We start from the raw sequence: 25,316 nt of genomic DNA on the forward strand, positions 1-25,316 counted from the left end.
CGCAGTTTGTCATAGGCACCGGTTTCCACCAAACCCGGCTCTCTTTAGCCTTGTTTCAAACTGTTGTCCCGATCTCAGCTGTTAAATATGAATTACTAACAAGTATAATAACTCAGTTGACAACTGTCAAGAAATAAATCTTCGAGATCGGGTAAAATTTAATCAAGGTTGTACGTAAATTAAAAAACCCCTCGTGCCTGGCATAACGCCAGGGACGAGAGGTAAATCCTTCCGCGGTACCACCCTGATTGCTCAATAGAGCCACTTTGCACATAATCACAGTATCTTGCTTTGTGCGGATTTGTTAACGGGTTCCTTAACCCGGCCCCACCTACTAACCAATGTTTTCGGGGAGGCAGCTCCAGGGTGATAAGTTAACCTGTCATTGGCACCGGCTTTCACCTAACCCGGCTCTCTTTAGCCCTGTTCCAGATTTCCAATCCCTATCAAAGCTGTTTGCTTATGGAATACATTTATAGTATATTTTATAAACTTCGTTTCTGTCAAGAGGCATTTTGGCCGTGGGCCATGGGTCGTGGGCCGTGAGCTTTTAACTGTTAGCCTGACCCCAAAGCAATACATGCAAAAAGCGGAAGGCTGATGGCTAAAAAGCCCCACCACTACTAAATTGCTACCGGCCAATCGCTAACGACTAACAGCAGCCCAGCCTTTCCCTCGTCCTGGCAATGGCCTGCTTTACCGCCTCTGGTGCTGGACCGCCCCGGACTTTCCGGGCTGCGGCACAGTATTCTACACCAATGGCAGCGTAGACATCCTGGTCAAAAACCTGGGATAATTCTTTGTACTCTTCCAGGGTTAGTTCTTCTAAGGCCTTGCCTTGCTGTAGGCAATAAAATACCGCCTTACCGACAATCTCATGGGCCTCCCGGAAGGGCACTCCTTTTTTGGCCAGGTAATCCGCAACATCGGTGGCATTGGTAAAACCACCGCGGGCTGCCTTGGCCATGTTTTCTTTATGTATCGTCATCGTGGCAATCATGGGACGGAAGACCAAGAGACAACCTTTGACTGTATCAACGGCAGCAAAAAGGGCCTCTTTATCCTCCTGCATGTCCTTATTGTAGGCCATGGGCAAGCCTTTAAGCATGGTTAATAACCCGATTAGACTGCCATAAACACGGCCGGTTTTACCACGAATAAGTTCGGCTACGTCAGGGTTTTTCTTTTGGGGCATAATGCTGGACCCGGTGCTGTAAGCATCATCTAAATCGATAAAGGCAAATTCCCCGGTGGCCCAGAGAATAATCTCTTCGCAAAAACGGCTAAGGTGCATCATAATTAGCGAAGCGGCGGCACAAAATTCCACCGCAAAATCCCTGTCACTGACGGCATCCAGGGAGTTATCACTAACCTGGGCAAAACCCAATAACTCAGCTGTGTACTCCCGATCCAAGGGAAAGGTTGTCCCAGCCAGGGCACCAGAGCCCAAAGGCAGCACATTGGTACGTTTATAACAGTCTGCCAGCCTCTCTATATCCCGCATAAACATCTGGGTGTAAGCCACCAAATGATGCGCCAGGGTAATGGGTTGGGCCCGCTGCAGGTGGGTATAACCAGGCATAACGGTAAGGGTGTGTTGTTCCGCCAGATTTAATAGGGTTTCCACCAGATCTTTTAGAAGTGCCTGAATTTCATTCATTTCGTCTTTCAGGTACATCCTTACATCCACAGCCACCTGGTCGTTTCTACTGCGGGCCGTATGCAGTTTTTTACCCACTGCCCCAATCTTGTCCGTTAGAAGTTGCTCCACATTCATATGGATATCTTCAGCAGCAATATCAAACGCAACTTTTCCCTGCTCTATTTCATCCAGAACCTGTCTTAACCCCGTAACAATTTGCTTTGCTTCCTCTTCGGTTATAACTCCCACCTTGCCCAACATGGTGGCATGGGCGATACTGCCACGGATATCTTGCTTGTATAGTCTTTGGTCAAAAGAAATGGAGGAATGAAAATCCTCCACCAACCGATCCGTAGTCTTTTGAAAACGACCACCCCAAAGTTTCACAGCTTTACACATCCTCTATATGTTTTCTCTTATTTTCTATTATTTCTTAACTTAGATAGTCTAACTATGGACGTGAGAAGTGAGAGGTGAGAGGTGAGATTAAATTCCCACTGCCAACCTCCCACCTCTCACTTGTTATCTAAGTCCTGCTTTTTTCTCCATCATGGCCCGTACCTTTAGGGGTAGACCAAAGAGGTTGATAAAGCCCTGAGCGTCAGCCTGGTTGTACACTTCATCCCGACCAAAGGTGGAAAGTTCTTCATCATATAGGGAGTAGGGAGAAGTGGTTCCGGCAGGCATGATGTTCCCTTTATACAGTTTTAGCTTGACCGTACCCGTCACTGTACGCTGGGTGCTGTCCACAAAGGCATCCAAGGCTTCCCTTAGGGGAGCAAACCAAACGCCATCATATACTAACTCCGCATAGCGTAAAGCAAGCTGCTCTTTATAATGCAGGGTCGCTCTGTCCAGTGTTAATAGTTCCATTTCTCTATGGGCATAGACCAAAATTGCTCCGCCAGGGGTTTCATAAACGCCCCGGGACTTCATCCCGACCAGACGGTTTTCCACCATATCGACAATGCCGATACCATTGGCACCGCCTATAACATTTAGCTTTTCTAGTAGGCTAATGCTGTCCAGCTGTTCACCATTGATGGAAACGGGGATGCCCTTTTCAAAACCAATTTCTACGTAGGTGGGCTGGTCTGGTGCCTTTTCCGGCGGAACAGTGAGCATCAGCATATCATAAGAAGCAGCATTGGCGGGACTTTCCAATTCCCCGCCCTCATGGCTGATATGCCAAATGTTGCGGTCCCTGCTGTAAATACTTTTCTTGGTTACAGGTACTGGAATGCCCCTGGCTTCGGCATAATCGATGGCATCTTCCCGGGAACGGATGTCCCATTCCCGCCAGGGGGCAATAACTTTCAGATGTGGGGCCAAAGCTTTAACCCCAAGTTCAAAACGAACCTGATCATTGCCCTTGCCGGTGGCACCATGGGCAACAGCCACAGCACCCTCCTTCTCGGCAATTTCCACAAGCTTTTTAGCAATCAGCGGCCGGGCAAAGGAAGTGCCCAGCAGGTATTTTCCTTCATAAATAGCGCCGGCCTTGAGGGTGGGCCAAATGTAGTCTTCAACAAATTCCTGGCGTAAATCCTCAATATATATTTTGCTGGCCCCGCTCTTAATCGCCTTTTCCTCCAGGGGAGCCAGTTCTTCCCCTTGTCCAAGATCTGCGGTAACAGCAATTACCTCATAACCATAGTTTTCCTTTAGCCAGGCTATAATAACAGAGGTATCCAAACCACCTGAATAAGCCAATACAACCTTTGGCATTTTCAAAAGAACCCCTTTCAAATAAGCTTTTTGCATATTCTTTTCGACAAATTATTTTATATTCCTACCAACATCTAAATATTTGTAACCTTTGAAATGTGTAACAGTAACAGCCGTGACCTAACACGGAGAAAATAACCTGGCCCACGGCTGACGGACCCTAAGACATGAGCCAGGACCTAAGCTAAATTAGCTTTGCATCAACAGGGCCATTACGGCCTTTTGGGCATGCAGGCGGTTCTCTGCCTCGTCCCAAACCACTGAATGGGGACCATCAATGATATCTGCGGTCACTTCTTCCCCGCGGTGAGCCGGTAAACAATGCAGGAAGATGAAATCCGGCTTGGCCAGGGAGCAGAGGTCCGTGTTTACTTGGTACGATGCAAAGGCCTTTTCCCTTTCCCTTTGCTCGGTCTCCTGACCCATGCTGGCCCAGACATCGGTAATCACCACATCGGCATCCCGCATGGCTGCCACCGGATCATTGCCTACTTCAATTTTTGCATCGGTTGCCTGGGCATCCTGTATGGCCAACTGTAAAATCCGGGCATTGGGTTGGTAGCCCTCCGGTGAAGCTACGCTGATGTTCATACCCACCTTGGCACAGCCAAACAGCAGTGAATGGGCAATGTTATTCCCGTCTCCCACATAGGCCAGTTTCAATCCCTTTAGTTTGCCTTTATGTTCTTGAATGGTCAATAGATCCGATAAAATTTGGCAGGGGTGGAATGAATCTGTCAGTCCGTTGATTACAGGTATATCTGCATATTCGGCCAGTTCCTCCACTTCACTCTGGGCATAGGTACGAATCATGATGCCGTCAACCATCCGGGCTAATACCCTTGCGGTATCTGCCACAGACTCCCCACGACCCATTTGTATATCCTTAGGACTTAGGAACAGCGGATAACCACCCAATTGATACATTCCCACCTCAAAGCTAACCCTCGTACGGGTAGAGCTTTTCTGGAAAATCATCGCCAAGGTTTTACCCTGCAGATAGGGATGAGGGATGCCTGCCTTTTGCATGGCCTTTATCTTCTTGGCTTCCGCCAAAATCAAGTTAACTTCATCGGCAGTATAATCATGCAGGGTCAAAAGATCCCTGCCCTTTAATGCATTGCTTATTTTCTCCATCCTTCATAACCTCACAATTTACTTTTCACTCTCGTTCTCTCGCTTCGGATAATACCGCAACGGAACGGTTAAGACCGTTCCTATGACTCGATTTATTTAGTAATGGTGCCAGCACACTTGTCCGGTCTTTTAGCTTTTATCGGTTCGTGTTTTCCATTGGCAATCAACCTAGGCCATGGCTTTTTTTAGTATCTCAAGGGCTTGATCCACTTCGTCTCGATTAATGATCAAGGGGGGTAGGAAGCGCAGGACATTAACGTTGGTGCAGTTTATTAACAGGCCTTGCTCCAGGCAGCGGGCAACAATGTCCTTGCCTTCTATGGTCAGTTCCAGGCCAAGTATGAGGCCCATTCCCCGAACCTCTTTGACAAAGGAAAATTGGCCGATCAGTTCCGTTAGTTTGTCTTTAAAGTATTCTCCAACAACTTGGGCATTTTCCAGCACACCCCCTTGCAACAGTGTTTCCATCGCGGCTAGGGCTGCGCTGGAAGCTAAGGGGTTGCCGCCAAAGGTGCTGGCATGGTCACCCGGTTGAAATGCCTTGGCCACATGATCTTTGGCCAACATGGCCCCAATGGGGAACCCTCCCCCCAAAGACTTCGCCAGGGTGATGATATCTGGTTCTACTCCGTAATGCTGATAAGCTAAAAATTTCCCGGCACGACCCAAACCAGTCTGAACCTCATCAAAAATCAACAGCAAGCCCTTTTCTTCGCAAAGTCTTTTTACCCCCGTGAGGTAGGCCGGGTCTGCCGGAACAACACCGCCTTCCCCCTGTACTGGTTCCAACATCACTGCACAGGTATGGGGTCCGACAGCCTTTGTCAATGCCTCCAAGTCATTAAAGGGAACATAGGTAAAGCCCTCTGGCAGGGGTGCAAAGCCCTTTTGATATTTGGTCTGGCCTGTGGCGGTAATGGTTGCCAGGGTCCGACCGTGGAAAGAGTTAACAGCAGTAATAATTTCATATTTTTCCGGGCCATGGTTTTGATAGGCATACTTTCGCGCCAGTTTGATAGCCCCTTCATTCGCCTCTGCCCCACTGTTACAGAAAAACGCTTTATCCGCACAGGAATTTTCCACCAAAATTTTAGCCAGTTTTACCTGGGGTTCAATCCAGTAAAGGTTGGAGCAATGCAGCAGGGCGTGGGCCTGCTTGGTGATGGCTTCTACCACCCTTGGATGGGCATGCCCCAGGGAGTTTACGGCAATGCCACTGACAAAGTCTAAATATTGCCGGCCCTCTGCATCCCAAACCCAGGCCCCTTCACCCTTGACCAGAGCCATGGGCAAACGACCGTAGGTATTCATTACATATTGCTGACCCATTGCCAGTATTTCTTGATTATTCATCCTTGACACCCCTTTTTAATCAGCTACCACCATGGTCCCAACACCCTTGTCCGTAAATACCTCCAATAGGATGGAATGGGGTACTCGACCATCCAAAATATGAGTGGTCGATACACCACCCTCTATGGCATCCATGCAACACTCAATTTTGGGAATCATGCCGCCTTGAATGACGCCCCGTTGGATTAACGTTTTTACATCTCCCAGCTTAACCGTGGAGATTAGGGATTCCTTGTTCTGGTAATCTTCTAAAATACCCTCAACATCTGTTAAAATGATCAATTTATCCGCCTTTAATGAGGTCGCAATGGCACCTGCCATTGTGTCCGCGTTGATGTTATAGGTTTCTCCGTCGGCACCAATGCCGACAGGGGAAACAACCGGGATATAGCCTTCTTGAATAACCGTTTCCAGCAACTTAGGGTTAATTCCTGTCACTTCACCCACAAAACCTATGTCCTGTTGGTCTTTGCTATATTTTTTACTGGCTAACACTAAGTTGGCATCCTTACCGGACAAACCAATGCCCCTTCCCCCGGTGCGGTTAATCAAGGCAACAATTTCTTTGTTTAGTTTACCCAGTACCATTTCCACCACTTCCATGGTCGGTGCATCGGTCACCCTGAGACCACTAATAAAGTGAGACTCGATACCCAATCGATTTAACATGCCCGTTATTTCCGGACCACCGCCATGTACTACCACTGGGTTAATGCCAACAAACTTCATCAGAACCAGATCTGTCATCACAGCCTGTTTTAAATCTGCATTAATCATGGCATGACCGCCGTATTTAATAACGACGGTTTTACCATAAAATTTCTTTATATAAGGTAAGGCCTCCACCAGGATGCCGGCCTTCTCCAGTGCACTTAACATTTTAAACTCTCCTTCTTTTAACTTCCAAGGCCAAACGGTGACAAACCCTTGGTGCAAAAACAGCGGTCCGTGTGCCGTGGCTCATGGCCTAAGTCCGATAACTACCATTGATCCTCACATAGTCATAGGTTAAGTCACAGCCCCAGGCGGTGGCTGAGTCATCGCCTGATTTTAGGTTTACCGTAACGATAACAGGGTCTTGCTCCAATGCCTGGGCTGCCAGGTCTTCGTCAAAGGGTATGGCCCCGCCGTCCTTTGATACAGGAACATCCCCCAGAAAAATATCCGTTCGGGTAGGTTCAAATTTTGCCCCGGAATAACCAACCGCACAAAGGATGCGTCCCCAATTGGCATCTTTACCAAAGACCGCTGCCTTAAATAGGTTCGATCCAGCCACCGAACGGGCTGCCAATCTTGCGTCAGCTAAGGAAGGGGCACCCGTTACCTTTACCTCAATTAAGCGGGTAGCACCTTCTCCATCCCGGGCAATCTTTTTCGCCAGGGTCGTACATACCTCTAAAAGCCCTTGATAAAACAGGTCGAACTCCTTAGAACCTATCTGAATTTCTGGGTTGCCAGCCTGACCATTGGCCAGTGTCAAAACCATGTCATTGGTGCTGGTATCCCCATCTACGGTGATCATATTAAAGGACTGATCCACCGCCCCTTTGAGGGCTGTTTGCAGTACTTCACTGCTAATGACCGCATCGGTAGTGACAAAACAAAGCATGGTGGCCATATTGGGGTGGATCATGCCAGAACCCTTGGCCATGCCGCCAATGGTAATAACCTGCTCTCCCATTGGTATGGCCAGGGCATATTCCTTGGCTATTAAATCGGTCGTCATAATCGCTTGCCGGGCCAGGCTATGACCCTCTTTGCTAAGGATAGAAGTTGCCTGGGGTACAGCTTTGATCACCTTATCCAGCGGCAGGGGCACCCCGATAACGCCCGTGGATGCCACCATGACATACTCTTCTGGTAGATCCAGAGCCACCGCTAACGACCTCGTCATTTCCTTGGCATCTGGCAGTCCCCGCTCCCCGGTGCAGGCATTGGCGTTTCCTGCATTGATAATCACCGCCTGAGCCGTACCGCCCGCTACCCTCTGCCTGGTTAATTCCAACGGGGCAGCCTGCACCAAATTGGTGGTATAGACCCCGGCCACACTGGCTGGTACTTCAGAATAAATAGCAGCCAGGTCTAACTTATGATCCTTTTTTAAGCCGGCAACCACCCCACTGGCTAAAAAACCTTTGGCAGCGGTAACCCCGCCTGCTATTTCTTTATAATTAACTGCTTCCGTCATCATCCTTTTCCTCCTATGGATACATCCCGGCAAAATCCAGGCCTGTATCTTCTGGTAGATTATACATTACATTAAGGTTTTGTACTGCCTGACCCGCGGCACCTTTTATCAAATTATCGATGGCCGCCAAAACAATAACCCGCTTGGTCCGGGGGTCCACCGTAACCGAAAGATCACAGTGATTTGAGCCGGCAACTGCCTTGGTTGCAGGATACATTCCTGCGGGCAGTACCCTGATAAATCTTTCGCCCCCATAAAACTGCTGATATATTTTGGTTAGTTCTTCTGTGGTTATGCTTGTGGTTAGTTTTGCATAAATGGTACTCAGAATACCCCTAATCATCGGTGTAAGATGGGGAGTAAAACTAACCGTGACCTCATGCCCAGCTAATAGACTAAGCTCCTGTTCAATTTCCGGTGTATGTCGGTGAGTGGCAACCCCATAGGCCTGAAAGTTATTGGTGGTCTCAGAAAAATGTGTCTTTAGGCTTAAGCCCCGGCCAGCCCCGGACACACCGGATTTGGCATCAATGATCAAGGTTTCTGGATCAATCAGCCGATTGCTGAGTAGGGGTGCCAAACCCAATATGACACTGGTTGGGTAGCAACCAGGGTTAGCAATAATCGCACTTTCCCTAATTTGCTTTCGGTATAACTCGGGTAAACCATAAACCGCAGAGGCTAATAACGGTTGGGCGGTATGTTCTGTTTTATACCAGGATTGATATACCGCCACCTCTTTTAAGCGAAAATCAGCTCCCAAATCGATAAGCTTTTTGCCCTGGGCCATAACCTCCAGCGCCAAAGGCATGGCATGCCCATGGGGCAATGCTGTAAAAATCACATCACACTGGGAAACCAGCTTTGGAATATTTAATTCCTCTAAGGTTTTATCTACCATCCCATACAAATGAGGAAACACTTCCCACATTTGTTTCCCCGCATAGGTTTGGGAAGTAAGTATGGTCAATTCCACCTGCGGATGACGGGAAAGCAACCGCACAAGTTCTGCCCCTGCATAACCAGTGGCACCTACCACTCCGACCTTAATCATCATTAATACCTCCGATCATGTTATGCATAAATCATTATGTGTTTATGTTGTAACGTTTATTTATTATTTAATATTAATAATTATACATTTGATTGCATAAAAAACAATACCTTTATTGTTATTTTTGCACAAAAGGCACCTATAAATATAAACTGGCTAAAAAGTGCTTAATTACGGTACAATGGTGTTAAAGTGAAAAGCAACAACGGGAGGGTTTCGAATTGAAAACGTTAACTTTCGGCCATGAACAACTTGGCCTACTTGTCTTCCAAGGAGAAGCTGAAAACAGCCTGGTTTATGATCAAAAAATCATTCGTGAAATCTTTATAAAAGGTATGAACTACCTTGTGTCGGAAGATATCCTGACTCCCACCGACCAATCGACACTGCAAAGCCTGATTGACCACATGACGGTAGGTATCAATGAAAACCGTGTGTCTCATTCTTCAATACACTACCAAATTAACCAAGAGAACGGGGAAATCCTTGGTGTTGCCTATTTTATTTTTCCAGATACCTCCCGCACCCCGGTGGTGGATATGATTAATACCTTCTTAGATGACCTATGCCAAATTATCGTCGCAGTGAAACACCCTGAAGAAAAACCCCACGGTGCAAAATGGGCGGAATACGCTGAGTTTCTACTGCCTTCCTACTACAAACCAGAATCAAATTAAACCTTTCCGGATCAAAGCAGAAAAAAGGGTCAGGCTTGCAGCATGGCAGCCTGACCCTAAAATTTACTTATTGTGCGTCCTTACCAGGAACTTGTCCACTTTACCATTGATATCGATACAGGTCCACTCAATTTCTTTTTCCCTCATTTTAGGAATCAGCCTGGCGGGATAATAACCCAATTGATAGGGAATTCTTGTTTCAATGGCGTCAAATTGGCAAGCCTTGACACAGGCCATGCAGTCCCAACAATCTCTTCCGGCCCTGCAAAACGCCTTATTCTCTTCGTTTAATTCCATTAAATCGCCTGGACATATTTCTTCACATTTTCCGCAACCTTTGCATTTCTCTTGATTTACTACTGGCGGCATTTCTTTAACCTCCTATCTTTATGCTTTTAAACGATCACCCGGGATAATTTGCTCATAAGGGCGAGTAAACATTTCTACTTCTCCTGTTTCGGGATTGTACCGGGAATTTACAAAGCAATCAAATTTTTCGTCATTTTTTTCCGGAAAGTCCGCACGGTTCTGCCAACCCGGCCATCTGGTTTCTTCACGGTACATCAGGTGGTGCACCAGGACTTGGGCTACATCTAAACGATCGATGATTTCATGTGCTTCCATCAGTTCATGCAAATCCACAGCGGCCAGATACTTCACCTGATCCTTTAAGATTTTGATATGGCGCAGAGCATACTCTAGACCTTCTTTGTTCATTCTAAAGAACTGATGCACCCCGCCGGCATACTCATCCATCAGACGTTGCAGTCTTTCCTCCATTTCCCTTGGTTTAACGCCATCACCCACCGTAAGATGGCGGAAACCCGGTGCAAAGACCCTTTCTTTCTCTTTCGTAATTTGTTCCTCATCAAGATTACCAAACTCGACATCCGATACATATTCAACCGCAGCCCTAGCAGATAGTAGTCCTTCAGCAGCGCAGCCACCTACAAATTTATTTGGCGTACCACCGGCTACATCGCCACAGGCATACAGACCGGGTAAGGTAGTTGCTCTCTTGACATCAACCCAATAGCCACTTGCCGTATGGCCGCCCACAATGTAAGGGTCCGATCCATAGATTTCAATGGGCTCCTTGCTTAAATCCTGTGCTCGGCTGGCTAAAAACAACACATAGCTTGGACGTTCATTTAAATAATCGTATTTCATATCATAAATTTGATCCGGGGTCATGTGGGTAGTATCTACATAGCAAGGGCCTCGACCTTCACGCCACTCATCCATGGGCAAACCAGCCCGAATAAAGCGAGGGGCAGCGTCTCCGCCAAGATGCGCGTAGCGCGTTTTTAAAATTTGCTCACCCTTACAGTTAATCATGGGAGTTTTATAACCAACGGATATGGTATCAATCGGACCATTAAAATCTTTCGTTCTGGTAGCACACCAACGCATTTCAAAAGTAGTCATTTCCGCACCCTGGCGGATACCCAGTGCAAAACCGGTGCCTACATTAAAGGGGGCATACCAGAGCTGGTGGTGACTATCATTCCCATCGTTTTGATAAGGCTTGTATAGACCAGCGGCACCACCGGTAGCAATGATGGTTGCTTTGGCTCGAATGATATATACTTTGCCATCCCTTACCCCAAATCCGATCGCACCAATCACTTTATTGCCATCCATTAGATAGTTCGTTGCTACCACACGATTAATAATTTCACAACCACATTCACGGGTTTTTTCAGCCAGAATCACTTTCATTTCGGAACCACTGATGGTGATGTCCCATTTACCTCTGGTTTTATATTCATCGCCGTCTTCTTCGTATTTAATGGGCATACCCCACTCTTCCCATTCCTCAATGGGCTTGTTTAAAACCTCTGCCATCGAAATGGTTAAATCTTCGCGCAGTAAGCCACCCGCTTGGGAACGACTCCAACGGACAAAATCTTCGATGGTACGATCCTTTTTAATATAGGTGTTGATGGCATCCATCCCGCCGGCTAGACAACCGCTGCGATCGATGTGTGCTTTTTCCATTAATGTAACTTTCAAATCGGGATTTTGACGTTTTGCCTCAATGCCGGCAAAACACCCGGCATTTCCTGCACCGATAATCAAAATATCTGTATCAATGCGAACCTCTTCGATATTATCAACTGCTTTTGGTAAACTCGCTCTAGGCATCTATCGTTCCTCCTTATTCTTGATTACATCGGTTTCCAGATGGGATAACCCGTTACTGCATACCAAGGTAACATGACAAAGACCATATATAGAATCACCATTAAGGTAAAGGGAGCACCTACTTTAACAAATTCAGCAAAGGTAAATTCCTCGGTACCATAGGCTATCAGGCAAGCCGTTACAGAGATCGGCAATACAAAGGCGTAACTATCAACATTTAACACCATCATCGTAAAGGCCACTGTGTTTAATTCAAGCATTGGGGCCATTGCCGCTACAATGGGTGCCAACAGGGTTACAGCCGCTACGTTACTCACAATGCCAAGTCGGAGAATTTGTACGACCACACAGATGAAGATACTAACACCAATCCAACCCCAAGCCGGTGCTATACCAACTAAATGAGAGGCCAGCCAATTGTCTACACCGGTACTGCCAAAGGCAGCTACCAGTGATAGGGAACCACAGAGTAACAACCAGGTACCAAAGATCGTATTGGACTGCACGGTTTTCCAAGAAAGGTTCGTAAAACCAGGAATGAAGAGCACCATTACCGCCACTAGAGCAACCACTGCCATTTTATAGCCGTGAATTTGTTCCGTTGCCCATAAACAAATCGCAATACTAAAGGTGACTAAAACAATCCATTCGGTGGTGGTCATTTTACCCAATGACTCTTTTTGGTTTTTAATTTCCGTGATACCACCAGGAACTTCAATATTCTTGGTTTTCATTACCCAGTTAACCCAGTAATATAAGATCACCAAAATACCTAACAGCGGCCAGTTCATCCAAGCCCAGGTACCCCAAGTAATAATATCCTCATTTACGGCTTGGTTAATGGTTTGCGCCACAATAACGTTCGACATGTGACTATGCAGCAGGATCGTTCCGGATGCTAAGGCGGCAAAACCAATACCCACCATGGTAAAAACCTTTCTAGCCCTAGCACCTTCGCCGGTTTTTTCAAACAAACCATTTAACCCTTGTATAATCGGCAGGAAAAGTGCCCCCCTGGCATTGGTAGCAGGGACAAGTACTGCGGTCACAAGATGGGCCCCCATGATCCCCTTCAAAACACTTCCTACTGTGGGCTTAACTTTAGAAACAATACCCAGCGCTATCCGTCTATCTAAGCCGGTGGTTTGCATAACAGCTGCCATAATAAAACAACCTAGAATAAGGAAGGCAACATTATTCGTAAAGCCACTAAAGGCTTCTGGGATTTTTGGACTTGCGCCGGTAAGGTTTAATAAAACGGGTATCATGAGACCTGAAATCGCCAGTGGTAATCCATTGGTTAACCATATCACCGTGGCCCAACCCATAACAGCCATGGCCGCACGGCCACCCGCAGTAAGACTTTCTGAAGTGGGAACCATTGTTAGAATCGCACCAAAAACGATCCACGAAAACAGGAACCCTGGTAGTGTAAAGTTTTTCTTGCCCGATGCATTCAATTTTTTCGTTACTTCACTCGTCTGTACTTCTGATTTTAAAGAACTCTTTGACACACTCATTCCCTCCCAATCGTATACTTATTAATTATGCCCAAATTGATTTAATCACTCCTTTAACGTTTCGCTTATGTGAATATTTTAACAATGCCTGCCGGTACTTTAAATCCAACGTCGGACACTTGCCCGTCATTTACATGACAAAAAACAACAACCCACCCGACAAATTTATGGTCGTGTGGCTGACCATAAATTTGTCGGGTGGGTTGTTGTTGCGATTATAAATTTAATTTTCGTTATTCCTGAATCCATGATTTGAGCTTTTTGGTATTTATCCCTATGATTTCTCTGCCTTTATATATGATGCTGCCATCTTCCCTAAACATGTTAAGCAGAGAGGATATGGTTTGCCTGGCCGAACCAATTACACAGGCCAATTCCTCCTGGGTAACCCGCAACCGCACAGGTATAATATCATCTTCTCCCTCAACTCCTGCACGTTGTGCCATACTTAATAAAAGAATAGCCAGCCTTCCTTGGATGGGATTCATGATAAAATCGTAAAGGGTATTTTGCGCTTCTCTTAACCGAGTACTCATCAACTCCAGGATCTTCTCAGAAAATTGGGGTCTTTCGGCGAGCATCTTTTTAAAACTATCTTTCCAAACAATTAGGATGGATACTTTACCCATGGCTTCCGCACTGTATTCTCGCTCAGTATAATTACTAAATATCTCAGCACAACCAATAAAATCCCCCGCATAACGCAGTCCCACAGACACCTGGCGGCCGTCTGCTGTCGTACGGTAAATTTTAACTAAACCACTTTTGATAAAATAAATTTCATTTACCTTTTGACCTTCTGAAAAAATAATCTGTCCCTTGGGATATTTTATTTCTGAACCGTTCTCGGTTAAAAAACTCATCTCATCGTCTGTCAGTACCATATCATCACTCCTAATCGGTAAGTTTCTTTACAGATAATAAAATCCGGGGGACAGCCTAAATGAATTAAATTCCTTATGACAAGCAAAAAAGCCCCAAATTATACAGTTAGAAATTAATCCAATCAGCCAGAAACTCTAACGCAACATAATCGAAACTTACATTTTTATAATAACATGAAATTATTTGGTATCCTGTTAGTATATCCTTTCCCTTTCGAACTTGTCCATACTCCATTCACAGCCATCCGACTTGACCCCGTTTAAACATTCCCCAGATGCACATGCTTCAATTTCTTTTGGGCTATCTCCTGGGCCTGCCGCAGGATTGCCAGGGGAGTGGGGGGCAGGTCAAATTTATAATTGGGAAAGTAGCGGGAAAAGTGTACCGGGATCGCTGGGTTTAGACTGGCTACCCAGTCCACCAATTCGGCAATCTCTTCGGGAGAATCATTTAAACCCGGTACCAGTAGGGTCGTTAACTCCACATGACACTTTTCCTGGGCGATTTCCACAGTTCGCTTAACCGGCCCTAGCTGACCCACACAGTTTTCCCGATAATATCCATCGGTAAAACCCTTCACATCAATGTTCATGGCATCAAGATAGGGCAGCAGCTTTTTCAGTGGCTCTTCCCGGACGTAGCCGTTGGTAACCATGACATTCTTTAAGCCGGCTTCCCTGGCCAGTCGGGAGGTATCATAAACGTATTCATACCACATAAAGGGTTCCGAATAGGTATAGGCCAGCCCGGTACAGGGTAAGCCCTTGGCCCTTTGCTCCAAGGCCAGCGCCACTGCTTCCTCGGGCGTTACATTTAGGGTTCGGGGATCGCCATGGGCAATCTGCCAGTTCTGACAAAAACCACAGCGTAAATTACAGCCCACTGTACCCAGGGAGAGGATCAGGGTCCCTGGATAAAAGTGATAAAGGGGCTTTTTTTCCATGGGGTCCAAGGCATAGGAGGATACCTTGCCGTAATTCAAGGTGTATAGTACACCCTTCTGATTTTCTCTGACTCGACAAAACCCTTTATGTCCTTCTTGAATGCTGCACCCCTTCGGACACAGCTCACAAAATAGCAGCCCCTTTTCCTTTGACTGATAAAACATCGCTTCATGCATAGGAAAAACACTCCCCGTGATACCTATTTATATCGGATAACCTCAAATCTCTCCAACTCTACCTCTTCAGCCGGACCAATGCCAGCCTTTTGCTTAGCAATGTCCACCTGTTGTTGCGGGGTATCCACTCCTTCTAAATCAGGTAACAGCAGACCACTTCTGGTGCCCTTGCGCACGATTACGCCGTACTTTTTAACATCCAACTGTGCCAGATCATCAATCGCCTCCGGTGGCATAAGAACATCGATAGAAACATTTAATTCATCCAGTTCATCCAATCGAACAGGGTAAAAACGAGGGTCTTGGGTCCCTGCACTGACAGCATTGTAAGCTACTTCCTGGATCATACTTGGTCTGGTTGGTGCCGTTGTGCCAATACACCCCCTGAGGTTGCCACCCTTTTTAAAAGACACAAAGACCCCCGCTGCTCCGGCAAATTCCTTTGGTATTTCATAGCCGGCCGGGTCCTGCCACTGCCCCTTGAGGTAGCTTTCCAAGCTTTGCCGGGCCACCCGGACTAAATAACCCTCTTGACTGCGCATCTTTTCCAGTTTCTTCTTCTGATTTTGCTGTAAGGTTTCTAACATTTCCCTGGCGGAATCAGGACCCAAGGGTGTCAAAGAGGCGATCATATAGCCCACACCAAAGGGGCCTTCGTAGGATAAAACCTCACTGTTAACTGCCAAGCCCTCCAGGGCACCCAGCATCATCGCAATGGGCCTTAGCCCGCACTCCCCGGCCCGTTCACAAAGATCTTCCTCCAGGCTTAACAAACCAGCTACGTCCATGGCCTTGATCAAGGAGACCATGGCCTGGTCAAACACGATCCCTTTTTCATCATAACCTGCTGGTGCATCTGGTGTTAGTCGATGGGATAAATCACCACTGGCAATCACCGCTACTTTGGTTTCATTGGCCTCCGCGGCCCTTTTGACAGCAACCCCAAAACGATATAATTTATCTGGTGCAAAAACCCCCATGGAACAGGGCACTAAGGGTAGGTGAACACCTGCCTTTTCCAGGTAATAAAGAGGCACCAGAAAACCATGATCCAATTCCAAATGGATACCAAGCTTAGCCGCTAGTTTTGGATCAACCTCCGCCACGGGCAGGCCCAAGTCTTGGGCCTGCCAGCCTATTTCACTACCCATCTCCTGGTCATATTGATAACGAAGGGCTACCTGGGCTGCACCAAAGGCTGCAAAATTACCCCTTGTTTGGGGGCTTGCATTTATTGCTATCGCATCACCAAAGACAGTGGCATGAGGCGATATCATGACCAGCGTTTCGGCCCCACTTGCTTTAATCCTTTGCCCCAGTTCTGACATAGCCTTACGGGTGGCCATAATAACATCTGATTCCACTCCCCCCACCTCAGGCAAGGCAATGGGGGGATGAGGCATAATACCACAAAATACAACGGTCATTGAAACCCCTCCCGAACATAGGATATTTATAGTATTCCTTTTATAAGGAAGATATTTTTAGGTAATATCGGAAAATCCCCGATAGACAAATAAGCCGCCCAAGCATATTAAAAATAGACCACACAACACCAATACTCTCTGGTAAATCCTTTGACTAAGAAATTTTCTCCCTGCTACCACGGCTCCGGCAATCAAACTGTACCAAATAAAATCAGCTAAAATATGTCCTGTGAAAAAAGAAACCAGACCGGCTGTCCCTTCTTTCAGTGATAGGGTAATATATCCTAAGCCCAAGGTGGCCCACCAAAGCGACCAATAGGGATTGGATAGGCTTACAAAGATACCAGCAGCTACGGGATGCAACCCCACCTTTTTACTTTCCGGTTCGCTCGTACTGCCTTCAACCTTTGGTAACTCCAGTTTGATTTTACCCTGGTGAGCGTCCCGTGCCATACCCCATCCCATATAAAGCAAAAAAATTCCACCCACAATGGCTATGGTTGAACCCACCTGAGGATTGGTCAATACAGAAGCTAACCCTAATAATAGTGCCACCACCAATAACAGTTCCAATAATGCATGCCCCAAAATGAGCAGCGGGCCAGCTATAAATCCCCGTCTGGCACTTTCAGTAATGGTTACGGTTAATAGAGGTCCCGGCATCATCGCCCCAGAAAAAGCGAGTACAAAGGATGATGCAAAAATAGCTAATACTTCCATAAAATCACCTCGCATTAATGTTCGTGTGTAAAGGGAAAAGTCCTGCCTCTGGGACCTGGCTGGAAGGAACATATTTAACGATGTCGAAGGTAGTCTATAAAGGGGGGGGTTTTTATGATAGACCGGATCATGTCCACCCTGTTCAAAGCTTCCGAAAACATGCGCGTAACTCCCGGCAAACAGGTTGATAAAACACAACAAAGACCCTTTACCATGGATCAAAGCATTGCTGCCGAGGCTAGAGAAGCAGCAAAGGTTCATCGTACGCCAAAAGTGAATACACCGGAACCAACCCACACGGTGGACCGCCAGGATCAATTATCCTATGTACCGCTACCCCTACGTAGTCCTGTTTATGAGAATGCCCATTTCTACCTAAAGATCAAAGATCTCGCTGCTAAAACGGACGCGAATGGCCAATATAAGTTAATTTTCCAAATCAATACGGATACCCTGGGGCCTTTATGGTTTACCCTGTCAACTCAGCCAAATCTATTATCGGTCCAGTGCATTACGGAAAGTAATAGCACCGCTGAACTATTTCGAAATAGTTCCTTAGAGCTACAACAGGATTTATCAGAAGCTGGCTACCAGAACGTTATTGTTTCTTGCCGAATACAACCTGGTATTCGAGGTATTGCCGATATTGATCCGGATTTTGCCGCCAGTGAAGGGTATCTTTTATTGAATGTGCAGGTGTAAGTAATGAAAGAAAAAAAAGAAGCGGTGGCTGCCGCCCTTCGTTATAACCCTGGTGAAGATCAGGCACCTAAGGTAGTTGCTGTTGGCAAGGGGGATCTGGCCAAAGCCATTGAGCGACTTGCTGAGGAACACAATATTCCACTTTACCGTGATGAAACCCTGGCCCATACCCTCACCGAATTGGGTCTGGGTACAGAAATACCGCCGGAACTATATGAGGCCGTGGCCAAGATTATAGCCCATGTAGCCATCCTGGATAAAAAAATGCTTCGATAGAGGGAGTTAGCAGAATGTCACCTCTTATTAAAGTCTTTCTGGTTTTCTTTTTGATTATTGTTTTACTTCGTAAAAAAGTAGGTCTTGGTGCCACAATGATGGCAGCCACATTCGTGCTAGGGACTTTCTTTGGTTTAAACCCCTTGGTTACCTCCCAGCAATTGTTTCTAACACTTCTCGATCCTTCTACCATGGGACTTATTCTTTCACTTGTATTAATTATGATTTTGGAATCAATCATGCGACAAACGGGTATGCTTCGCACCATGACCGATTCTATCTTTGAACTTCCCTGGAACCCCCGCCTGCTGATTGTATCCATCCCAGCAATTATTGGTCTATTGCCTTCTGCCGGCGGAGCTAGGTTCTCAGCACCATTGGTGGACCAAGCAACACGAAATCGATCTTTTACACCGGAAAAAAGAGTTTTCATTAATTATTGGTTTAGGCATATGTGGGAATTCTCTTTACCCTTATATCCTGGGTTACTTTTGTCCGCCCATATTTCAGGTATCTCTCTCTCGGCCATCTTAATGTGGCAATGGCCTTTTTCGATAGTATTTGCCATCCTAGGATATTGGTACGTTTTTCATATTGGTCAGGCAAAGGATGATCCGTCAGACCCCGCCTGTTCAAAGACCAATCGGGTATTTGCTAATCTTTTAAAAATAGGTTCCTTGACCTGGCCCCTCTGGGTCACAGTAATGCTTGTCTTGTTGCATGTTCAAATCGCCCTTTCCTTGACCATTGTTTTACTGCTCCTAATTATTCAAAAAAAATATTCATTACGGTCCGTGTGGCAAACACTGCTTGAACCCCTTACCCTGCGTATCGTTCTTCTTACCTGGGGTACCATGGCCTTTAAGGATGTACTAGAGGTGTCTGGTGCTGTGGAGCAAGTAAGTTCTGCCTTTAACAATATCGGTATCCACCCAATTGCTGCCTTAATCCTTCTGCCGCTTCTTATTGGCATTTTGACAGGCTTGGTGCAGGCTTGTATCGGGGTATCCTTTCCGCTGGTCATGGCTTTGGTTGAACCATCCGCCAGCTATGTCATGCTGGCCTATGTGGCTGGTGTTTCGGGCGTCATGTTATCCCCTGTGCACCTTTGCTTTATTTTGACTGTTGAATATTTTAAGGCTGATTTTATAAAGTCGTACCGCCCTTTATTTGTACCGACCCTATTAATTGTCTTATTTTCAACGGTAGTTTTTAAAATTTTTGCCTATTAGAAAAGCTTGGCTCGCTTGCCGTGACCTTTCGGTCATGACTTAAGGGTGTGCCCCTATGTGCGAGCCGTGCTTTTTTATACGATCCTCCTTAAAATCTTATACTTATGATTAGGGATAAGTAAAGCCCTTCCTCTTTGGGAAGGGCCTTTTGAGTCATCGGACAGTTGCTGGCTGCGCGGGGACTTGGGTTGTTATTTTTTTTAGGGCGTTAATTGCATAGTCCACTTCCTTGGGCTTATTAAAATATGAAAAACTAAAACGAACTAATTTTCCATCAAAGGTCCCCAAGGTATGGTGGGCATCCGGGGCACAGTGTAGACCCGCACGGCAGGCAATATCATACTCCTTATCCAGTATATTGCCAACTTGACCTGCCGTGAAACCGTCTATGGTAAAGGATACGACCGGAACTCGATTATGCATATCGTGATGTCCATATATTTGAAATCCCTTAATCTCCAGGGACCTATCCAGAAAATATTTGGTTAGGTTCATTTCATGTTCACGGATTTTAGCCAGACCGACTTTGCGTATAAATTTAATCCCAGCACCTAGGCCCGCAATGCCCACTGCATTGAGGGTACCGCTTTCGTATTTTTCTGGCATCATATCTGGTTGGGTTGGTGTTTCCGAGCCACTGCCGGTGCCACCCTCTCTCAATGTAAGAAGTGGTACTCCCTCTCGAATATAAAGCCCCCCTGTACCCTGGGGGCCCATTAAACACTTATGCCCAGGAAAGGTAAGGATGCTTATATTCAATTTCTTAACATCTATGTCTAAAAAGCCGGCCGTTTGGGCAGCGTCCAAAATATAATATAAATTATACTTAGCCGCAAGTTTACCCACCTCCGCTGCAGGCATAACTGTACCAGTTACATTTGAAGCATGGGTCATAACGATAGCACGGGTATTGGGCCTAATGGCCCGCTCAATTTCTTCAACTTTAATATTACCCTGGATGTCACAAGGTACCTTTGTAACCTCAACGCCATAGGTTTCCAGTGTATAAAGTGGTCTTGTAACTGAATTATGTTCCATGGTACTGGTAACCACATGTTCTCCCGGTCTTAATAAACCCTTAATGGCAAGGTTTAAACTATCTGTGGCATTTAAGGTAAAGATGATTCTTTTTTTGTCGTCTATGTTAAAAAGTTCTGCTAATAACTTCCTCGTCTCATCTACGATTTCATTTGCTTTGACCGTCCTTCTATGCCCCGCACGTCCGGGACTGGCTCCTATTTCCTGGATAAAGTATTGCATTGCCTGCCATACTTCCGGAGGCTTAGGCCAGGATGTTGCAGCAGAATCAAAGTACACCATTTCATTACCCCCTTTTTTAAAAACTGGACTGACAACCACACCCGAAAGGAAATTTAGGTCTTTAGGGTGTGGTTGTCGGCCTATTTACTGTTCCATCATATGTAATTTTTTATTCTTCAGTTACTAATTCATCTAAAAAAGAAAGGGGTCAAACTTGCAATACAGCAAGCCTGACCCCCTTCTTTAGGGTGCTGGAATGAAATGGCCCGGTTGTTGTTGGAAGGTTTTAATCATTTCTTTACTGACCTCATCAAGCTCCTCTTGATCCTTTGGCGTATCTGAATAGTACTTTATAATACCAGCCGCAATACTCCAAGCTACTTTGCTTTGATATAAGGAATCTCTAAGCATTTCTTCCTCTTTGTGGTTAGTAATAAATCCAATCTCCACAATGGTTGCCGGCATTTTAGTTTTGCGCAGGGCAAAATAATCGACTTGTTTTGCCTTGCGGGTAGTATTCTTTAATATCCCTGTCATTTCAGACTGAATGCACTCTGCCAATCTTTTACTATCCTCCGAACCGGGCTGTGAAAAAACCTGAGCACCGTGTTCCCTTGGACTGGTATAGGCATTACAATGGACACTGATAAATAAATCAGCATTTTTGCCATTCGCTAGCTCGGTTCTACGGGTTAGATCCTGCTGCTTTTTACTTTTCCATCCAGTGGTTGAATTGTCACTCAAGTCTATATCCTCTTCCCGTGTCATAATCACGGTTGCCCCCATTTGCCCCAGCACGGTGGCTAATCTCTTAGAAACCTCTAAGTTTATTTCCTTCTCCGCAACCCCACTCACGCCAATCTTACCCGGGTCCCGGCCCCCATGACCAGGGTCCACGACGATGATCTTATTCGCCAATACATAGGACATGGCTGTAATGTTTTTTTCCCCCCACCAAACAAGGGCCGTTTGAACTATTTGAAAAGCTAAAATGCCAAATACAGTCAGCCCCAATATATATCTCTTTTTTATTCGAAAGGCACCAATTACAGCCACCGCATATCCTCTCCCTTTTAACCGGTTCTATTCCTACAAGGAAAGTTATGCAACAAAACTGGAAAATAGAATGTGCCAAGGAAAATTTATCCTTTCGTTATTTAACAAAAACGACCATACAATACAAGCAGGGGACGGAGGCATTGGCTGAAATAGCGGACCTTTCTGTTGACCATATATCGCACATCGAAACAGGAAATACGAAAATGTCGTTGAATGGTAAAAAACCTTAATCGCTCTTTTTGTTGTGGAATTAGGGGAACGCCCGTTCGGCTACTATCCTATATAAATCATATTTATTAAATATTTAAACTTGGTAATATAAACTTTTTTATGCCGAAGGAAACCCGTTTTTTTTGCAGAAACAAAGAATCGATAAATAAAAAAATGAGGCTTCACTATGAACAACTCCCTTTTGGCAGCAAAATTCTATATGCCAGCACCACAATCCGGTTCGGTAGAACGTTCTCGTCTAGTTGCTTTGCTCAATGAAAGGGCCCACTCAGGTACAAAAATAACGATTGTTTCTGCACCTCCTGGGTACGGAAAGACAACACTGGTTTCTGGTTGGCTTAACCGGGCCGACCATCCCTATGCCTGGCTTTCTCTTGACGAAGGTGATAATGACCCTACGCGTTTTTTTACATATATGATTGCAGCTGTTGAATCTGCAACGGGCATTTCGGGAGCAGCATTGACAGATGTGCTGCGTTCTTCAAATCTACCTCCTGTAGAAAACATCGTTACCTTGCTTGGAAATACCATTGCATCTTCAGAAATCCCTTTTATCCTTGTACTTGACGACTATCATGTTATTCGAAACGTTTTTATCCACGAGGTAATCCAGAAAGTTCTGGATTACTTGCCACCGGTTATGAATTTAGTACTGCTTACACGTGAAGACCCACCGCTGCCTTTTGCAAAATGGCGGGTACGCGGTCAGTTGCTTGAATTACGGGCCTGTGATCTTAGGTTCACCATTGATGAAACAGCAGCTTTTTTCTTTCACAAGGACAATTTAAAGTTAACGGATGAAGAAATAGCAGTTTTATTTAACCGTACCGAGGGATGGATTGCCGGACTGCAGTTGGCAGCGATTTCATTACAGGTCAGGGGGTCAAAACGCTCTGACAGTTTTATAAAAAACTTTAACGGGGGCTATCGCTATATTCTCGACTACCTGATGGAGGAAGTGCTAAGTCAGCAGGACTCCCATGTGCGGGATTTCCTTTGTCAAACTGCCATCCTGGACAGATTTTGCCCGTCATTATGTGACGCGCTGACAGGTAGATATGACAGTAAAGTAATGCTTTCAAAGGTTGAGCAGGCCAACCTGTTTTTGATATCTCTGGATGAAAATAGAGTATGGTTTCGCTATCATCACCTTTTTGCCGACTTCCTTCGAACAGAATTGGCGGAAACAGAGCGGGCAAAGCTGCACAAGAAGGCAGCAGTATGGTATGAGGCCCACGGTTATCCCGACGACGCGGTAAGACATGTGCTGGCATCCGGTGACGTACAGGAAGCCAGGTCTGTGATAGTAAGAGTGGCTGATACAATATTGGAAAGAGGACAGGCCAGAACACTGCTAGGCTGGCTTGATGTTTTGTCTGGTCAATTGTTGCTTCATGACGCTGAACTTCTCAGCCTTAAAGCTGGTGCTTTATTCATGACCAGCCAGGTAGACGAGGCAGGCCATCTCCTCATTCAATCAAAAAAAATACCACCAAGTCAAATTTCTATAACCAGCCGGGCCAGGCTTTTGTCCATTGAGGTATATTTAGGTATCACCCGGGATGATCCGCACACACTGGAACTAGCAAAGGAGACCCTTAATCTCATTGGCGATAATGACCCCCTGCTTAGAATATTTGCACTTAACAACCTTGCCAGAGCCCAGCGTATCACCGGGAACATAGAAGTTTCCAGCAGAACATTCCGTGAAACCATTGCCCTTGCACATCGATTTGGTTCATGCATGCATGCACTGACAGGATTAGCGGAATTGCTTTCTAACCTTTATATCCAAGGCAACCTCAGAGAAGGCTTAGACCTTTGTCACCGGGCCCTGGAGACGGATAGGGCTACAGTCTGGAAATCACATCCATATACAAGTATGCTCAATATACCTCTGGGCCTCTTTTACTATGAAACGGATAAACTGGATTTATCCAGAGACTATCTGATTAAAGGGCTTGAGGCCAGTAAGAGGCTAGGTCTTTACCGCATAATTGGGGGCTTTGCTGAACAGGCTCTAGCTAGGGTGCTATACGTTATGGGAGATAAGAAAGCAGCCTTTTCGTTACTAAAGAAGAGCCATCCTGACATTCACCTGCCTGTCCCTTCTTCCATAGCTTTTTGGCACAATTCCCTGGAGGCAGATTTTAAACTGAAAGAGGGAGACTTAAACGGTGCCATCCAGTGGGCGGAAAAGACCGGGCTCTCCCCCGGTGACCCAATAACCACCCAACGCGAACCATCATACTATGTTTACGCCAGAATATTAATTGCCAGGGGACATTATCATGATGCCCGGATACTCCTTGATAACCTGGAACGGTTCGCCCGAAAGGGTAAACGTAATGGCAGCCTGATATTGATATTCATTCTTCAGAGCCGGGTCAAATTGGCCTTATACGGTATAAAAGAAGCCATCCCCTACATGGAGGAAGCTGTCAAACTTGCAGCCCCGGAAGGTTACTTCCGAACATTCCTTTATGAGGGCACAGATGTTGCTATGTTACTACGAGAAGTGCGTCACTTGTCACCGGTATTTGTGAGTAATTTAATAAAAGTGTTTGACGGTTGCAAAGCTACTCCTACTTTGTGCGAAGGCATCCCGGTGACTGAACTTATTGAGCCGCTAAGCGAACGTGAACGGGAAGTACTCAGCCTTATAGCCAGTGGCTTATCGAATGCTGACATTGCCCAAAAGTTGCACCTCACTGTGGGCACTGTGAAGTGGCATGCTAATAAAATCTACTCAAAACTAAATGTCAAAACACGTATCCAGGCAACGGCTAAGGCCAGGAACCTTGGATTGCTGGATTAAACTTTGACTGCCCTTAAGGGGCAGTCATTTTTTCGCCCTAAAACCTAACTTTGGTTAGGTTACAACCTAACCATCCTTCCGATAAAATCAATAAAAACAGCTAAAAAGATTCAATTGTAAAACCTAACGAGGGTGCTCA

Annotated in this window: 21 protein-coding genes and 2 other annotated features (1 of these 23 running past the window's edge); of the genes, 5 read left to right on the forward strand and 16 right to left on the reverse strand. The window is 45.9% G+C overall.

What is annotated here, in order from left to right; translation table 11 throughout:
* Positions 1 to 85 (reverse strand) — a binding site (T-box leader); it reaches 162 nt to the left of the window's first position.
* 122 nt (positions 86 to 207) lie between these two features.
* Positions 208 to 459: a binding site (T-box leader), on the reverse strand.
* 193 nt (positions 460 to 652) lie between these two features.
* From argH to argC, 7 genes are all read right to left on the reverse strand, one after another.
* A complete protein-coding gene (argH, locus tag V6C11_RS15535; protein WP_333532115.1) occupies positions 653 to 2,029 on the reverse strand; it encodes an argininosuccinate lyase in 1,377 nt (458 codons plus the stop codon).
* 135 nt (positions 2,030 to 2,164) lie between these two features.
* Complete coding sequence (locus V6C11_RS15540) at positions 2,165 to 3,370, reverse strand: argininosuccinate synthase (protein WP_333532116.1); 1,206 nt, start codon at positions 3,368 to 3,370, stop codon at positions 2,165 to 2,167.
* Between the two features lie 189 nt (positions 3,371 to 3,559).
* On the reverse strand, positions 3,560 to 4,507 hold the full coding sequence (argF, locus tag V6C11_RS15545; protein WP_333532117.1) for an ornithine carbamoyltransferase: 948 nt from the start codon (positions 4,505 to 4,507) through the stop codon (positions 3,560 to 3,562).
* A 168-nt stretch (positions 4,508 to 4,675) separates the two neighbouring features.
* Positions 4,676 to 5,860, reverse strand: coding sequence for an acetylornithine transaminase (locus V6C11_RS15550; RefSeq protein WP_333532118.1), 1,185 nt, complete (start codon positions 5,858 to 5,860; stop codon positions 4,676 to 4,678).
* 15 nt (positions 5,861 to 5,875) lie between these two features.
* Positions 5,876 to 6,739 carry an acetylglutamate kinase gene (gene argB, locus V6C11_RS15555; RefSeq protein ID WP_333532119.1) on the reverse strand — a complete coding sequence of 288 codons (864 nt, stop codon included), beginning with the start codon at positions 6,737 to 6,739 and terminating at the stop codon, positions 5,876 to 5,878.
* 88 nt (positions 6,740 to 6,827) lie between these two features.
* Positions 6,828 to 8,048 (reverse strand): bifunctional glutamate N-acetyltransferase/amino-acid acetyltransferase ArgJ, encoded by a 1,221-nt coding sequence (argJ, locus tag V6C11_RS15560; RefSeq protein ID WP_333532120.1) that lies wholly within the window; start codon positions 8,046 to 8,048, stop codon positions 6,828 to 6,830.
* A gap of 13 nt (positions 8,049 to 8,061) precedes the next feature.
* On the reverse strand, positions 8,062 to 9,102 hold the full coding sequence (gene argC / locus V6C11_RS15565; protein ID WP_333532121.1) for an N-acetyl-gamma-glutamyl-phosphate reductase: 1,041 nt from the start codon (positions 9,100 to 9,102) through the stop codon (positions 8,062 to 8,064).
* Positions 9,103 to 9,323: 221 nt separating this feature from the next.
* Between argC and V6C11_RS15570 the strand changes: the two genes are divergently transcribed.
* Complete coding sequence (locus V6C11_RS15570) at positions 9,324 to 9,779, forward strand: hypothetical protein (protein ID WP_333532122.1); 456 nt, start codon at positions 9,324 to 9,326, stop codon at positions 9,777 to 9,779.
* Between the two features lie 63 nt (positions 9,780 to 9,842).
* Here the strand turns inward: V6C11_RS15570 and V6C11_RS15575 are convergent, their stop codons facing one another.
* From V6C11_RS15575 to V6C11_RS15605, 7 genes are all read right to left on the reverse strand, one after another.
* Positions 9,843 to 10,148: a 4Fe-4S binding protein gene (locus V6C11_RS15575; RefSeq protein ID WP_333532123.1), complete on the reverse strand. Its 306-nt coding sequence runs from the start codon at positions 10,146 to 10,148 to the stop codon at positions 9,843 to 9,845.
* A gap of 18 nt (positions 10,149 to 10,166) precedes the next feature.
* Positions 10,167 to 11,927 (reverse strand): adenylyl-sulfate reductase subunit alpha, encoded by a 1,761-nt coding sequence (locus V6C11_RS15580; protein WP_333532124.1) that lies wholly within the window; start codon positions 11,925 to 11,927, stop codon positions 10,167 to 10,169.
* 23 nt (positions 11,928 to 11,950) lie between these two features.
* A complete protein-coding gene (locus V6C11_RS15585; protein WP_333532125.1) occupies positions 11,951 to 13,441 on the reverse strand; it encodes an SLC13 family permease in 1,491 nt (496 codons plus the stop codon).
* A gap of 239 nt (positions 13,442 to 13,680) precedes the next feature.
* Entirely contained in the window at positions 13,681 to 14,331 is a 651-nt protein-coding gene (locus tag V6C11_RS15590; protein ID WP_333532126.1) for a Crp/Fnr family transcriptional regulator, read from the reverse strand.
* 260 nt (positions 14,332 to 14,591) lie between these two features.
* On the reverse strand, positions 14,592 to 15,452 hold the full coding sequence (gene amrS / locus V6C11_RS15595; RefSeq protein ID WP_333532127.1) for an AmmeMemoRadiSam system radical SAM enzyme: 861 nt from the start codon (positions 15,450 to 15,452) through the stop codon (positions 14,592 to 14,594).
* Between the two features lie 23 nt (positions 15,453 to 15,475).
* Positions 15,476 to 16,879: an AmmeMemoRadiSam system protein A gene (amrA, locus tag V6C11_RS15600; RefSeq protein ID WP_333532128.1), complete on the reverse strand. Its 1,404-nt coding sequence runs from the start codon at positions 16,877 to 16,879 to the stop codon at positions 15,476 to 15,478.
* 57 nt (positions 16,880 to 16,936) lie between these two features.
* On the reverse strand, positions 16,937 to 17,599 hold the full coding sequence (locus V6C11_RS15605) for a LysE family transporter (RefSeq protein ID WP_333532129.1): 663 nt from the start codon (positions 17,597 to 17,599) through the stop codon (positions 16,937 to 16,939).
* A gap of 114 nt (positions 17,600 to 17,713) precedes the next feature.
* Between V6C11_RS15605 and fliK the strand changes: the two genes are divergently transcribed.
* The 3 genes from fliK to V6C11_RS15620 are packed head-to-tail and all read left to right on the forward strand — an operon-like array spanning position 17,714 to position 19,809.
* Positions 17,714 to 18,301, forward strand: a complete 588-nt coding sequence (fliK, locus tag V6C11_RS15610) for a flagellar hook-length control protein FliK (RefSeq protein ID WP_333532130.1) — start codon at positions 17,714 to 17,716, stop codon at positions 18,299 to 18,301.
* Positions 18,302 to 18,304: 3 nt separating this feature from the next.
* Positions 18,305 to 18,577, forward strand: a complete 273-nt coding sequence (locus V6C11_RS15615) for an EscU/YscU/HrcU family type III secretion system export apparatus switch protein (RefSeq protein WP_333532131.1) — start codon at positions 18,305 to 18,307, stop codon at positions 18,575 to 18,577.
* 14 nt (positions 18,578 to 18,591) lie between these two features.
* A complete protein-coding gene (locus V6C11_RS15620; RefSeq protein WP_333532132.1) occupies positions 18,592 to 19,809 on the forward strand; it encodes a DUF401 family protein in 1,218 nt (405 codons plus the stop codon).
* A gap of 153 nt (positions 19,810 to 19,962) precedes the next feature.
* Here V6C11_RS15620 and V6C11_RS15625 read toward each other — a convergent pair whose 3' ends face one another.
* Together V6C11_RS15625 and cwlD are read right to left on the reverse strand one after the other, a co-directional pair.
* Complete coding sequence (locus tag V6C11_RS15625) at positions 19,963 to 21,129, reverse strand: aminotransferase class V-fold PLP-dependent enzyme (protein ID WP_333532133.1); 1,167 nt, start codon at positions 21,127 to 21,129, stop codon at positions 19,963 to 19,965.
* A 183-nt stretch (positions 21,130 to 21,312) separates the two neighbouring features.
* Positions 21,313 to 22,125, reverse strand: a complete 813-nt coding sequence (gene cwlD, locus V6C11_RS15630) for an N-acetylmuramoyl-L-alanine amidase CwlD (RefSeq protein ID WP_333532134.1) — start codon at positions 22,123 to 22,125, stop codon at positions 21,313 to 21,315.
* Positions 22,126 to 22,525: 400 nt separating this feature from the next.
* Here cwlD and V6C11_RS15635 point away from each other — a divergent pair, with 400 nt between their 5' ends.
* Positions 22,526 to 25,177: a LuxR C-terminal-related transcriptional regulator gene (locus tag V6C11_RS15635; RefSeq protein ID WP_333532135.1), complete on the forward strand. Its 2,652-nt coding sequence runs from the start codon at positions 22,526 to 22,528 to the stop codon at positions 25,175 to 25,177.
* The last annotated feature ends 139 nt before the right edge of the window (positions 25,178 to 25,316 follow it).

The organism is Desulfotomaculum sp. 1211_IL3151, assembly GCF_036763075.1.
GTDB lineage: Bacteria > Bacillota > Desulfotomaculia > Desulfotomaculales > Desulfotomaculaceae > Desulfotomaculum.